We start from the raw sequence: 14,185 nt of genomic DNA, 5'->3' as shown, positions 1-14,185 counted from the left end.
GGCACACGCCTCAGGTGCAAAGCCCCTCCTGCGCCTCTGGTGCCCATTTTTGAGCGTAGGCTGCGCTCATTGCCTCGACCTCAGCGTTGTCCGGTTCCCAGATTCCTGCGAGCGGCCCGCGGTGTGCGAATATGGCACGTGCGGTATCGGCGGTGTCCGCTTTGCGCGCCAGCGCGGAGAGCCTTGCGGCCATGGGGTCGTCGACTGTGCCGTTGTGGCCCTGGAGGTGGCGGATCCATGCGGCGATGGCGGTGAGGATGGCGGGACAGGATTTGCCGGCCTTGGCATTGGCGGCCAGCGTTTCCAGCCAGCGCTGGGGGATTTTCTGGCTGCCGTCCATGGCGATCTGGATCAGCCGGTGGTTGAGGCTGGGATTGGCGAAGCGCGCGATCAGCGCCTCGGCATAGGCGGCAAGGTTCTGGTTCGGCGCGGCCGCGATTGTGGGCGCAGCCTCTCGGCCCATCAGGCGCAGGGCAAGATCGTGCAGTTCGGGGTCACCAATCGCTTCGTGAACATAGGTGTGCCCGCGCGCAAGGCCGCAATAGGCGAGCATCGAATGGGCGCCGTTGAGCATGCGCAGCTTGGCGGTTTCATATGGCGCAACGTCACTGACCAGCTCTGCCCCCACCGCTTCCCATTGGGGCGCGGGGTGGCAAACTTGTCCTCGATCACCCACTGGCTGAACGGTTCGGTGACGACACAGGCTTCATCGGCAAGCCCGCCCAGATCCTCGGCCACCCCCAGCCCCTCGGCTACCATCGCCCGATCCTCGTCCGTGGTCGCGGGCACGATGCGGTCGATCATGGTCGAAGGACAGGCGCAGGTATCCTCGAACCATGCCAGCAGATCAGGTTCATGCCGGTCGAGATACTGGCGCATCAGCGCGTGCAGCTTTGCCCCGTTGTCGGCCAGATTGTCGCACGGCAGCAGAGTGATCCCCGGCAGCCCCGCCTTGCGCCGCCGCAGCAGGCCCTGCGTGACGAAGTAATAGAAGCTCAAACTGTGGGCGAGCGCGAAGTCGAGATCGCCGCTCTCGCTGCGGCAATAACCCTTCTCGGTCACCGTCAGGCTGACGATGCGGGTGTCAGGCGCGGCCACCGCCGCAATCACCGCCTCCGGCTCCTCGCTGGCGACCAGCACGTTCCTCACCGATCCGACCACGCGCAGGGCAGTCCCTTCGGCGGACCGCTCGGCCAGCGTATAAAGCCCGCCTTGCGGGTTCATCTGCCGCGCAACGCCGGGCGAACGCAGCGATACGCCGGTAATCATCCAGTCGCGATCGCCCCCCTGTTCACTGGCACCATTCATCGCCGCATCGCAATACCACGCCTGATGCGCGCGGTGGAACGCGCCAATGCCGAAGTGGACAATGCCGACCTTCTGCGCATCCCGGTCATAAAGCGGGCGCGCCACAGTGGCGGGCAGGCTGGCCAGCGTTGCGGGAGAAAGACGGCTCACAGCCTGTAGGCCTTCTTGGCAAGGTTGTAGGACAGGTCGGTGGCCAGTTCCGCCGCTTCCCAGTCCTCGATCCGGTGTTCCAGCACCAGCTGCGCCAGAAAGGAGCAATCGATGCGCCGCGCCACATCGTGCCGCGCCGGGATTGACAGGAAAGCACGGGTATCGTCGTTGAAGCCGACGGTGTTGTAGAAGCCCGCCGTCTCGGTCGTGGCATGGCGGAAGCGCTTCATCCCTTCGGGGCTGTCATGGAACCACCATGCCGGACCCAGCTTCAGGCAGGGGTAATGCCCCGCCAGCGGTGCCAGTTCGCGGGCATAGACGCTTTCATCCAGCGTGAAGAGGATGATCGAAAGGTCGCGCTCATTGCCATAACGGTCGAGCAGCGGCTTCAGCGCATGGACGAAATCAGTCCGCGTCGGAATGTCCGCGCCCTTGTCACGGCCAAAGCGTTCGAACACGGCGGCATTGTGATTGCGGAACGATCCGGGGTGGATCTGCATGACCAGCCCATCGTCAAGGCTCATCCCGGCCATCTCGGTCAGCATCTGGGCGCGGAACAGTTCGGCCTCTGCCGCGGTGAAGTCTCCCGACACGACTTTGGCGAACAGCGCTTTGGCTTCGGCCAGCGGCAGGTCGGCGGTCTGTGCGGTGGGGTGGCCATGGTCGGTGCTGGTCGCGCCCATCGTGGCGAAGAAGGCGCGGCGCTGCCGGTGCGCGGCAAGGTAGCCTTCCCATGTCAGGCAATCCTCGCCAGTCAGCGCGGAAAACGCATCGAGGTTCGCTCTAAAGCCTTCAAATTCCGGGTCCACCACCGGATCGGGGCGATAGGCGGTGATGACCCGCCCCTGCCACCCGGACGCGCGGATCGCGCCATGGTGCTCCAGCGTGTCGAGCGGGCTTTCCGTGGTTGCCAGCACTTCGATGTTGTAGCGTTCGAACAGTGCGCGCGGGCGGAAGGCATCCGTGGCCAACATCTCGGTGATCGTGTCGAAGTACAGGTCCGAGGTTTCGGCGCAAAGCTGCACGCCCATGCCGAAGACTTGCGCAAACACCCAGTCCAGCCACATCCGCGAAGGCGTGCCCCGGAACAGGCCATAGCGTTCGGCAAACAACCGCCACGCCGCGCGCGGGTCCACTTGCCGGTTGCGCACACCCAGATCTTCCAGCGCCACCCCTTGCGAATAGAGCATGCGGAACACGTAATGATCCGGCACCAGCAGTAGCTCGGTCGCATTGCCGAACGTCTCGTTACCCGCAAACCAGCGCGGATCAGTGTGACCATGCGGGCTGATGATCGGCAGGCCTTTGACCGAGGCATACAACTCCCGCGCCAACCCACGCACAGACGGTTCAACCGGAAACAACCGGTCACAATGCAATTCAAGATTACGCAGCATTACGGTTCCAGTTCAGGCAGTGGCCCGTGCATAGCGCTCACGCTTGGCCTGGGTGGCCTTGCGCGCTTCAGCCAGCGCGCGTTCCTCTGTGGCGAACAGCAGGCCTTCCAGTACGGCGGACAGATGGGTGCGCATGGCAGCACGGGCAGCGTTGGGGTCGCGGGCACGCAGCGCATCAAGCACCGCCGAATGCTCTTCCACAACCGGCTTGACATTGGCGTGCCGAGCCTTTTCATGCAGGAGCGCGGCCTCAGGCGATGTCGCGCGAAGATTCCACAGATGCTCGATCGCATTATAAACGGCGACGTTGCGAGTGGCGCGGGCAATCGCAAGGTGGAACTCCCGGTCGGCGCTTTCAGTGCCGTTGGGGTCCTGATTTTCCTCGGCGATGCGCTGAACCAGCACTTCAATCTCGGCAACGTCGGCATCGTTTACCTGCGTCGCGGCCAACGCCGCCGCCTCCCCCTCAAACAGCAAACGCGCCTCGGTCAATTCGAACGCGGTAACATTGAAACCGGGGCGATCCTCCTCGCCCGGCAAGCGCTTAACATAAGCGCCCGAACCGATCCGAACCTCGACCAGCCCCTGCACTTCGAGCGCAATGATGGCTTCGCGCACTGTCGGCCTGCTCACTTCATATTGCAGAGCAAGATCACGCTCAGCAGGAAGCCGGGTTCCGACAGGGTATCGCCCCTGCGACAGCTCATCCAGCAATGAGCGCGCAAGGTCCTGATAAAGCCGGTCGTTGGATTTGACGATTGCCATAGGAGCTTTCTGGTAATACCAATTCAGAGAACTTGACAGACCGAAATTGGTCCGTCAATCGGTATTACCACATCTGGCCCATCCAATGCGAGTTTTCGAGTCATGAAAATCACTGCCGCCCGCGTCATCGTCACCTGTCCGGGCCGCAACTTCGTAACACTGAAGATCGAGACCGATCAGGGCGTTTACGGAATTGGAGATGCCACCCTGAACGGGCGCGAACTTTCGGTCGTCGCCTATCTTCAGGAACATGTCGTGCCCTGCCTTATCGGCATGGACCCGCGCCGGATCGAGGACATCTGGCAATACCTGTATCGCGGTGCATATTGGCGGCGCGGCCCTGTCACGATGCGCGCCATCGCTGCGGTCGACATGGCGCTGTGGGATATCAAGGCCAAGATGGCAGGCATGCCGCTGTATCAGTTGCTGGGCGGACGCAGCCGCGACGGGATCATGGTTTACGGCCATGCCAATGGTTCGGATATTGCCGAAACAGTCGATGCGGTCGGCCACTACATCGACATGGGCTACAAAGCCATTCGTGCGCAAACCGGCGTGCCCGGCGTCAAGGACGCCTATGGCGTGGGCCGGGGTAAGCTTTACTATGAACCGGCCGACGCCAGCCTACCTTCGGTCACCGGGTGGGATACGCGAAAGGCGCTGAATTATGTGCCCAAGCTGTTCGAGGAACTGCGCAAAACCTATGGTTTTGACCACGATCTGCTGCATGATGGCCACCACCGCTACACCCCGCAGGAAGCGGCCAATCTGGGCAAGATGCTGGAACCTTATCAACTGTTCTGGCTCGAAGACTGCACGCCAGCCGAAAATCAGGAGGCGTTCAAGCTGGTACGCCAGCACACCGTCACCCCGCTGGCAGTGGGCGAGATCTTCAACACGATCTGGGATGCCAAAGACCTTATCCAGAACCAGCTGATCGACTACATCCGTGCCACTGTTGTGGGCGCTGGTGGCCTGACGCATCTTCGCCGGATTGCGGATCTCGCGAGCATGTATCAGGTGCGCACCGGCTGCCATGGCGCAACCGACCTGTCGCCTGTGACGATGGGCTGCGCGCTGCATTTTGACACCTGGGTGCCCAACTTCGGCATTCAGGAATATATGCGCCACACCGAAGATACAGACGCGGTTTTCCCGCATGACTACTGGTTCGACAAGGGCGAGTTGTTCGTTGGCGAAACCCCAGGCCACGGCGTCGATATTGATGAAACGCTGGCCGCGAAATATCCCTACAAGCCTGCCTATCTGCCGGTCGCCCGGTTGGAAGACGGCACGATGTGGAACTGGTAGAACCGTGCGCGTCATCCTGACCGGAGAGGCCATGCTTGAGCTGTCACGTGACAGCACGGGCTGGCAGCTCGGCTATGGCGGAGATACGCTGAACACCGCCATCCACCTTGCCCGGTCAGGCATCGACACGGCTTATCTGACCGCGCTTGGCGATGATCCCTTCAGTGCCGACCTGAAACAGCGGTGGGCTGACGAAGGGCTTGATACCAGCCTTGTCCTGACAGACCCGGCGCGCAATCCCGGCCTTTACGCCATCAGCACGGATGATACTGGCGAACGCAGTTTCACCTACTGGCGCGGCGAAAGCGCGGCGCGACAGTTGTTCGATTGCCATGGCCTTCAGGCTGCGCTCGACGTGGTGCAACGCGCCGATTTGATCGGGTTTTCGCTACTGTCACTGGCGATCCTACCCGAAGCAGGGCGCGGTCAGCTTCTGGCATTGGCCGGACGAGTGCGCAACGCGGGTGGACAAGTTTTGTTCGACGGCAATTACCGCGCACGGCTGTGGCCGGATGCGGCCACAGCCGTGCGCGCGCGTGACGCTGCCATTGCTCTTGCCACGATTGGTCTGCCCACGCTGGAAGACGAAGTAATGCTCGGCTCCGCAGGAGACGCCAACGATGTTGCCGCGCACTGGCAATCGCTGGGCTGTGCGGAAACCGTGGTAAAGCTTGGCGCCAAAGGCTGCCGGTTGCCCGATGGCACGATTGTCGCGCCTGAACAGGTGCTGCGACCGATAGACACCAGCGGAGCCGGCGACGCATTCAACGCCGGATATATTGCGGCGCGACTGCGGGGAGAGGAACCTTCCGCAGCCGCACGCGCTGGCCATGCCCTAGCAGGCTGGACTATCATGCGTCGCGGGGCGATTCCCCCGCGGGATTCCTGAGCAGGGTCCACAGCACCACCGCCGCAAGCAGATCCAGCGCGGCCAGCGCCACGAACAGCGGATTATAGCCAAATACGTCCGCGCTTTGCCCGATCAGCAGCGTGAACAGCATGCCCCCGACCCAGGCAGAGGTTCCGGCCATGCCGCTTGCCGTACCGACAGTGCGCCGGTCAAACACGTCAGCGCAAAGCGTAATCAACGCCCCGTTCAACATCTGGTGAGCGAACCCGCCAACACAAAACAACGCAATGGCCATACCCGGCGAAGTGGCTAGACCAATACAGGCCGGACCCACCATGCACAGCGCGCCAAGTGTCATCGTGATCTTGCGCGATGACAGCATGGATTGCCCTCGCGCCATCAGCCACGGCGGCAAAAGCCCAGCGGCAAGGCTGCCGAAATCGGCGGCAAGAAAAGGCATCCATGCCCACATGGCAATCGATTTGAGATCGAGGTTCCACACTGCGACAAGATAGAGCGGAATGAAGAAGTTGAAGGTCTGCCACGCAGGCTCTGCCAGAAAGCGCGGCACCGCGATCGCCCAGAAAGACCGGCTGCGCAGGACATCGGCTTTCGTGGCCGGCTTTGCTGATGTTTCATCTGCAAAACCGGCTTCGATGAGCGCCCGTTCAGCGTCAGACAGCCGCGGATGCTGGCCGGGATCGCGATAGCCGAACCACCACAATATGGCCCAGGCAATGCTAAGCGCACCCGTGACGATGAACGCGGCCTGCCAGTTCCAAGCCAGAATGCAGAACGCCACCAGCGGAGGCGCGATCATGTTCCCGACGCTGGTGCCCATCTGGAACAGGCTGGTCGCCAGCGGACGCTCGCGCGGTGGGAACCATATCGCCACAGTTTTGGTGCCGGCAGGAATTGCCGCAGCTTCGGTCGCGCCGAGCATGGCCCGGAAGGCCGCAAGGCTCATCCAGCCCGTGGCAAAGGCGTGCGCCATGTTGCTAAGCGCCCAGCCCAGTGCAAAGACAAAGAAACCAAGGCGCGTGCCAAGGGTATCCAGAACCGAACCTGCCACCGTCTGCATCACGGTATAGCTGGCCTGAAACGCCAGGACGACCCAGCTATATTGCTCGGTTGTCAGCGCAAATTCGGTCTTGAGTGTAGGTGCAGCCACCGAAAGCGTGGAGCGCGCAAGGTAGTTGAGAATCGTGCCCAGCGTCACGAGGCCGATAATCCACCAGCGCAGCGGAATTTTCCTGAACATCGTCTGATCTCGGTTCTGAAAGGAACAGGCCTTGGGAATCAGCGGCGCGGCTCAAGCTCGATCAGGGAAACCTGCGCGTCGCGCGTGTTGGCCTTGAAATCGAGCATGACATGGCCGTCGGACGTGACCTTGAAGCTTTGCACCACAGCCTTCACACCGTCCTGATCTGCAGCAGGACTGAAATTCTTCAGCACCTGCTTGCCGTTCACGAGGACGTCAAAGCCTCCTGCGGGCGCAGCGGGCGTTGCTGCGAACCACAATTTCAGATTGTAGCGTCCAGCCGGTGCCGGAATGCGGTACGCAAAAGTGCCGGTGCGGTAGCTGGCAATCGCCTCTCGCTCCTCGGTTCCTGCAATTTGCGCAGGCTGGGCAGGCCGCCCGTAATCCGCAGGCTTGTCCAACGAACCTGACGTGCCACCTTTAAACCAGTTGTCCGAACCCAGCAGGCGACCATTGCCCTTGGCAGCGACAAGCGTGCCAGCATCGATCACCACATGATTGCGCTTTTCCGCCGATAGCGTCCATGTCAGGCGGTCTTCAGCAGAACCCGCAGCATTCCGCCCGACGGCCCGCAACTCGTTGGTTCCGGCATCCAGCGTAGCTTGCGGCCAGATACAGATATGGTTTAGGCAGTTCTCCCGCACCCCAAGCGAGCGACCGTTCAGAAACAGTTCGGTGCTTGCCAGGTTGCTATAAGCCTTGATGTCCGTCACGCCATAAGCCCGCTCGACATACCGGCGCCCGGTGATGTGGACCATCGGAGCAGGGTTCCAGTGGGCTTTGTAGAAGTACCAGGCGTCCTTGCGGGTCTTGTGGTCGTAAGCGACAAGCCCCTTCGTATTGATGTCCTGCGCGTCCCCTTCAGCCCGAACGGTGGTCGCAAAGTCGAAGGAATTCCACAACCAGGTCGCATAAAGCCAGGGCCGTGCATCCAGTTGCGGCAGCGCGGTTTCGTGAATGTAGCTTTCGTACTCTTCCGGCTGCGCACGCCCGCGCGAATCAACCGGTGCGCCAAGCACGTTGTCGGTGTGGATCGTAAGCGCGCCGCCCGCGCCATATTCTGTCACCGCCAGCGGCTGCTGCGGACGCAATGCACGCAAACCGTCAAGGTGCGGGCCAAAGTCAGATGGTTGCCCGAAATACCAGCCGAAATACCGATTTGCTCCACCAAGGTCAGCAGCCGGGGCGGTAATGGGAATCGAAACGTCAGATGCGAACAGGCGCCCCTCGCAACATGTCGCAAGCGCGGTGGGGCGTGAGGGGTCTTCCTTTCGGGCGGTGGCCTGCAATTCGGCCAGCAGCGGCAAGGGATCAATCTCCTTGCCATCAGACCCGCCGGTAAGGAATGCAGGCAGCGAATTGCCGAAGTCGACTTCGTTGGCGATGCCCCAGACTGCTGATGCGGCGTGGTTATGGTTCTGGCGGATCAGTTCGGTCAATTGCGATTTTGCATTAGCAACCAGCGCCGGATCGGCATCGCGCTTGCCGCCTAACGTCCACATAGAAACAAGCGGGATTTCGTCCCAGACGACCAGCCCTTCCCGATCAGCAATCTCGTGTATGTCCTTGCCGTGCTGATAATGTGTCAGGCGGATAGAGTTCGCCCCCATTTCGAGCAGTGTGGCGACATCTTCCTCCACATCGGCACGGCTGATCGCCCAGCCCTTGCCATCCCGATCCTGATGATAACCGACACCGCGCAAGCGGTATGGCTTGCCGTTCAACACGAACCCGCGGTCAGCATCAAAGGCCATCGTGCGGATGCCGAACTTCTGCACCAGCTTGTCACGAAGCAAGCCCTTGGCGTCGACCAATTCAACCACGAGATCATAAAGATAAGGGTCTTGCGTCCCCTGCCACAAGTGCGGCGTGGCCAGAGACAACCGCGACAAGGCTTCGGACTTGGTCCCCTTGCCCACGCGGATCGAAGTGGCCGAACCTGCAACTTCGCGCCCCTGCTGATCGACCAGCCGCGCCCGCAGGTTTAGCTTTGCGTCTTTTGCAGCCTGATTGGCAATGCGAGTGCGCACTTCAATCGTGGCATGATCGCTGGAGGCAGCTTGCGTCGTTGCATAGACGCCGGGGCCACCATGGTCTTCCATGTCAATATGGAGCGTGTCCGTCGCGACAAGACGGACTGGACGGTAAAGTCCGCCATGGACGAAAAAGTCGCCCGTAAGCGGAAGAACGTCTGCTGTCGAAGACCCTGCTGCGGGACGGCTGTTGTCAACTCGTACAGCAAGGACATTCTCTGCCCCTGACCGAACGGCCTTGCTGGCATTGATCCGAAAGCGGGAAAATCCTCCGCGATGCTCGCCCAGATATACGCCGTTCAGCCAGACTTGTGCGGTGCGGCTCGCCGCATCGAATTCAAGCCAGGTGACGGCCTTTTGCGCGCGCGCGTCGGGGGTGAAGCGCAGCCTGTACCATCCTGTACCCTGCGTTTTTTCTACCGTCTGGGCAGTGTTGGTCCCAGCGGTCGTGTGGAAATAGTAGCCCACGCGGTTCCATGTATGCGGCACATCAACCGGCTGCCACTGCTTGTCGTCAAAGGCCGGTGTGGCTGCATCCGGAAAATCTCCAAGAGCGAACTTCCACCCCGAATCCATGACAGCCGTATGCCTGACTTCCTGCGCCAGTGCGGGTGGAAAAGGTGCGGTCAGCACTGCCGCTACTGCAAAGCAGCTTATCTGGCGTGTCAGCATGATCTCTCCGGCCTTGTATTTTGCGTCAAGCAAAGTGGTCCTAATAATTGGTCTGACCTAGCTGGCTTGCGGAAGACTGGCAAGACTGTCCCTGCATCAGACATCATTCCCACACTTCGCCGCCGCCATCACTTACGACCAGTGCACGGCTACCTCGGCGCTAAAATGTACCGCAAGGAAAACCTAGCAGTAAAAAATCGTTGCAAGAACAGTCATCTGAGGCTGCGCACCAAGATAAAACACCCTGTGGAACAGCCACCTCCAGTCGGAAAAATACGCCACCTGGCTAGGCCAAAATATCAGATTCACTCTTGACGCCTACGAAGGTCAACCATATTGGTCATGCCAATATAACCAAGGTTTAACACCGGGGAGGTGCATAATGCCCAAAACATTCTTGACGTGTCTTGTTGCCACCACTGCGCTTGCAGGCTGGTCCAATTTTGCCGCCGCTGCCGAACTTGACGATCAGGGCACCCCGCAATCCGCCGCCGGGGCGGCGGCTGCAGATGCAGAGCCAGCCGACACTTCAGCCCCGATCATCGTTACGGGCTCGCGCATCGAACGTGCAGGCTTTGTTGCGCCGACGCCGACAGTCGTGGTCGGTGTGGAGGTCCTGCGCGACCGCGCAGCGGTAAACGTGGCCGACGTCCTGAACGAAATACCCTCTTTCCGCCGCACGCAGGCACCGGAAAGCGGTGGCATTGGCAACTCAGGCGCCAACAACATCGATCTGCGCGGGTTGACCCCTGTGCGCACGCTGGTTCTGGTTGACCGGCTGCGTCTGACGGCCGTGAACGTGCCGGGCGCAACCGTTTCAGGCGCAACGGACCTCAATCTCATCCCTGCTGCGCTTATCAAGCGTGTAGATGTGGTGACCGGCGGCGCATCGGCTGCGTATGGCTCCGATGCCATCGCAGGCGTCGTGAACCTTCAACTCGATACCCGCCTTCAAGGCCTGAAGGGCAATGTCCAGTACGGCCAGACCAAGTATGAAGATGCCAAGAGTGTCTTTGCTTCGCTTGCCGGCGGCACCAGCTTTGCCGGTGGCCGCGGCCATGTCATTTTCGGCGGTGAATTCGACAACAACCAGGGTACCGATCTTTTCAACACCAAGCGCGATTGGGGCAGTCGCAACGTCAGCTCTGTTTCGCTGCCTGCCAATCGCGCCGCCGGTCTTCCGGCAAACCTAATTACCGACAACGTGATTTTCGGCACGCTTACTACTGGCGGCCTCATTACGCCTACCGCCACATCAAACCCTGCCGCCCTGCGCAATCTGCAGTTCGTGGTCGGCTCCAACGGCGCTGTCACAACCACACCTTTCGACGCGGGCCTGTATCAAGGCCAAGTGGGCACCAACATGGTGGGTGGCACGAACGTCAACCCTTATCAGGTTCTCCGCGCCAAGACCCGCCGCTACAATCTGCTCGGCAACGTAAACTACGAACTGGGCGACGATACAGAAGTCTGGGCACAGGGAATGTATTCCTTCGTGCGCACGCAGAACATCAGCGCACAGATTCGCGCGGCCACCGGCGGCACGACTTCATTCCTGTCGTTGAGCAAGGACAACCCATACCTGCAAGCGGCCCTGACCCCGGCGCAGCTTGCACTCATTCCAGCAGGCGGGTCGCTGACGATCGGCTATCTCGGTAATGACTTTGGCCCGCCGCAACAGGAAATCACCAATCGCACCTATCGCTTTGCGGGCGGTTTCAAGGGGCGGGTCGGAGACGGCTGGCGCTGGGACATCAGTGCCCAGTACGGACAGGCACAAAGCGAACAGGTCACCTCGAACGTCGCGATCACCGGCAATTTCCTCAACGCCATCAATGCAGTGTCGATGAACGGGACGGTGGTTTGCGCCAGCGCCGCTGCGCGGGCAGCCGGTTGCCGCCCAATCAACATCCTCGGCAAAGCCAGCTACTCACCTGAAGCCTACGACTATGCCTTTGGCACATCGAACGCCAAGGCTACGACGAGTTTGCTGGAAGTGGCAGCAAACGTGAACGGCGAACCTTTCTCGCTGTGGGCAGGCCCGGTGTCGGTGGGCTTCGGGGCTGAGTTCCGCCGTGAGACGTTCAAGACGGAAGTGGACGCGATCAGTCAGGCTGGCTTGTTCATGGCGCGTGCGCCACGGAACTTCCCCAAAGTCGGGCAGTCGGTCACCGAGGCTTATCTCGAAACCATCGTTCCGCTGCTTCCCGATGAAGCCGGTCTGGGCACGCTCAACCTCAACGGTGCAGTCCGCGCCACAGATTACAGCATCTCAGGCGGGGTAAAGACCTGGAAGGCTGGCCTCGTCTGGCAGCCGATCCCGGACATCATGCTGCGCGGCACCGTGTCGCGCGACATCAGGGCACCCAGCCTGACCGAACTGTTTACGCCATCAGCGCTGACGGTGCCGCGGCCAACGATCCGCGACAACCGCACGCCGTTCGCTTCACTTCCGGTTTATGCCTATGATGTGGTCACCGGCGGAAATTCGAGCCTGAAGCCTGAAAAGGCGCGCACGACCAGCTTTGGCATCGTGGTCAACCCTGGCTTCCTCAAGCGGCTTCAGATCTCAGTCGACTATTACCGCATCCGCGTAAGTGACGCGATTGGCGCAGTTGGTGCCGCCACCGCCATCACCAACTGCATCGGCACGACAGCATCATCGCTCGATATTGACAGCCCGTATTGCTCGCTCATCACGTTTGCCAACAACGACCCGCAAAATGGCGCGGTGCAAAGCGTCGTGGCAAACAATTCGAACTTTGCCGAATTCAAGACCAGCGGGTTCGACATCGGCCTGTCATACGTTCAGCCCGTTGACGAAATTTTCGCAGGTGCTGACGGTCGTATCACCTTCAATGCGCAGGCGACGCATGTGAAGGAATACAAATCCACCTTCGATGTGTCGCGCACCTTCCCGGACGGCATCAACCGTGCAGGTCAGACCGGCGCGATCTTTGGCGGCAGCGCGGGCTTGCCAAGCTGGCTGGTCAATTCGACACTGGCGTATCGCGGCGAACGCTTTGAAGCGAACATGCAGGTCCGCTGGATCAGCAAGAGCCACTTCAACAATGGCCTGATCGGTCCGGATGATGCCGCTTATGACCCCACATCGGCGATCAGCATCAACAACAACGTCATTCCTTCGGTAACTTACGTCAACATGGGGGCAAGCTACAACTTCGGCTCGCAGGAAAATCGCCGCGAAATCTACATCTCGGTGAACAACCTTTTCGACAAGGATCCCCCGCTGCCTGCCATCAACAACAATGCCTATTACGATCTGCTGGGCAGAACCTACCGGATCGGCGCGCGCTTCAACTTCTAATGAATATTACAGGCCGGATACGCCCCGCGTATCCGGCCTGATATTGTGGAGCATGTGCATCGCAATGCTACGATGGTCCGTTGGCAGCGACGCACATCTGAAAGGTTTTTTGCATGCTCACCGGCATTTCCCATCGCATGATCCGCCGCCTTTCGCTTGGCTTTGCGGCATCTCTTTGCCTGACCACGGGCATATCGACTTCTGCCATCGCGAATGACGGTAAAAGCGCCGCGCCAGCCGCAACCGGCCAATCAGCGCCTGCCATGCGTTCGCGCCTGATGACCACGCTGACAGGCTATGAAGTGGCCGAATATCTCAAGCGCAATGATGTCATTTTCGTGCCGGTCGGCCCGACTGAAGTAAACGGCGGCAGCCCGACGGACGTTGAATACGTGATCCCGCTGGCATATGCGGTAAAGCTGGCCGAAAAGTCCGATGGACTGGTCATGCCTTACCTTGCCTACTTCTATCCCGGCGGCACCACCACCAGCCCTGCAACCGTCTATGTTTCAACCTCTGACAGCCTGCCATACCTCAAGGCGCTCACCCGATCGCTGATCCGGCAGGGGTTTCGCAGGATCGTTTTCCTGACCTCGCACGGCCCATCGAACAACACCATGCTTCCTCTCGTGCGTGAAATATTTGACGAGACCCACGTACCGGTTCTGTGGATGGATACCGGACTGGTCCGGCCAGTCTCGCCCGATGGCCCGCCACGCTTCGGCACGGGCGGCCCAGATGACCGCAAGTTCACCACATATGGCGCATATCAGATCGTGGGCCGTCTGAATGACATCCCGGTCGGCCTCAGCCAGCCTCGCCATGAAACGTTGAAAGACCCCAGCGCTCTTTCCCGATACGTACCGCCCTACAATGGCACGCCCGCCGGCAGCTTTTATGCCGACCCGGCAGATCATGGCGGATGGGTGACAGCGGTGACCGAAGAAGAACGCGCCACCTGGGGCCAGAAAGGTGCCGACCTGATCGCATCACAAGTGGCAGCATTTGATGTAAACGGTGCCCTGACCGAGCTGCGTAAACGCTACGAATTCACCAAGCAGCTTGAAAAGAAGTATGGCGACCTTCTGCCCGGATCAGGGAAATAATACG

The 14,185-nt window shown here is 60.5% G+C and carries 10 protein-coding genes; 4 read left to right on the top strand and 6 right to left on the bottom strand.

The window, feature by feature from the left end; genetic code table 11:
• Positions 1-10: 10 nt before the first annotated feature.
• The 4 genes from OVA07_RS19155 to OVA07_RS08175 are packed head-to-tail and all read right to left on the bottom strand — an operon-like array spanning position 11 to position 3,620.
• Positions 11-553, bottom strand: coding sequence for a hypothetical protein (locus OVA07_RS19155; RefSeq protein ID WP_442789631.1), 543 nt, complete (start codon positions 551-553; stop codon positions 11-13).
• Positions 463-1,458, bottom strand: coding sequence for a hypothetical protein (locus OVA07_RS19150; protein ID WP_442789630.1), 996 nt, complete (start codon positions 1,456-1,458; stop codon positions 463-465). Before OVA07_RS19150 ends, OVA07_RS19155 begins: the two co-directional genes overlap by 91 nt.
• Positions 1,455-2,855, bottom strand: a complete 1,401-nt coding sequence (gene uxaC / locus OVA07_RS08180) for a glucuronate isomerase (protein WP_268170439.1) — start codon at positions 2,853-2,855, stop codon at positions 1,455-1,457. Before uxaC ends, OVA07_RS19150 begins: the two co-directional genes overlap by 4 nt.
• Before the next feature lie 12 nt (positions 2,856-2,867).
• Complete coding sequence (locus tag OVA07_RS08175) at positions 2,868-3,620, bottom strand: FadR/GntR family transcriptional regulator (RefSeq protein WP_268170958.1); 753 nt, start codon at positions 3,618-3,620, stop codon at positions 2,868-2,870.
• Positions 3,621-3,722: 102 nt separating this feature from the next.
• On the opposite strand from OVA07_RS08175, the gene manD reads away from it, so the two are divergent.
• Together manD and OVA07_RS08165 are read left to right on the top strand one after the other, a co-directional pair.
• Positions 3,723-4,931 carry a mannonate dehydratase gene (gene manD, locus OVA07_RS08170; RefSeq protein ID WP_268170957.1) on the top strand — a complete coding sequence of 403 codons (1,209 nt, stop codon included), beginning with the start codon at positions 3,723-3,725 and terminating at the stop codon, positions 4,929-4,931.
• Positions 4,932-4,962: 31 nt separating this feature from the next.
• The gene (locus OVA07_RS08165; RefSeq protein WP_268170956.1) at positions 4,963-5,820 is read left to right on the top strand and encodes a sugar kinase; all 858 of its coding nucleotides are present in this window, start codon (positions 4,963-4,965) and stop codon (positions 5,818-5,820) included.
• Here the strand turns inward: OVA07_RS08165 and OVA07_RS08160 are convergent.
• Both OVA07_RS08160 and OVA07_RS08155 read right to left on the bottom strand, forming a co-directional pair.
• On the bottom strand, positions 5,783-7,042 hold the full coding sequence (locus tag OVA07_RS08160) for an MFS transporter (RefSeq protein ID WP_268170955.1): 1,260 nt from the start codon (positions 7,040-7,042) through the stop codon (positions 5,783-5,785). The genes OVA07_RS08165 and OVA07_RS08160 overlap by 38 nt on opposite strands.
• A gap of 38 nt (positions 7,043-7,080) precedes the next feature.
• Positions 7,081-9,747 carry a glycoside hydrolase family 2 TIM barrel-domain containing protein gene (locus OVA07_RS08155; protein ID WP_268170954.1) on the bottom strand — a complete coding sequence of 889 codons (2,667 nt, stop codon included), beginning with the start codon at positions 9,745-9,747 and terminating at the stop codon, positions 7,081-7,083.
• Between the two features lie 382 nt (positions 9,748-10,129).
• Between OVA07_RS08155 and OVA07_RS08150 the strand changes: the two genes are divergently transcribed.
• The gene (locus OVA07_RS08150; RefSeq protein ID WP_268170953.1) at positions 10,130-13,075 is read left to right on the top strand and encodes a TonB-dependent receptor domain-containing protein; all 2,946 of its coding nucleotides are present in this window, start codon (positions 10,130-10,132) and stop codon (positions 13,073-13,075) included.
• Between the two features lie 137 nt (positions 13,076-13,212).
• Complete coding sequence (locus OVA07_RS08145) at positions 13,213-14,181, top strand: creatininase family protein (protein WP_268170952.1); 969 nt, start codon at positions 13,213-13,215, stop codon at positions 14,179-14,181.
• Positions 14,182-14,185 lie beyond the last annotated feature (4 nt).

This window comes from Novosphingobium sp. SL115 (assembly GCF_026672515.1).
In the GTDB taxonomy this organism is placed as follows: Bacteria; Pseudomonadota; Alphaproteobacteria; order Sphingomonadales; family Sphingomonadaceae; genus Novosphingobium.
Note: the sequence above shows the minus strand (reverse complement) of the source record. Positions and strands in the feature narration are given on the sequence as shown.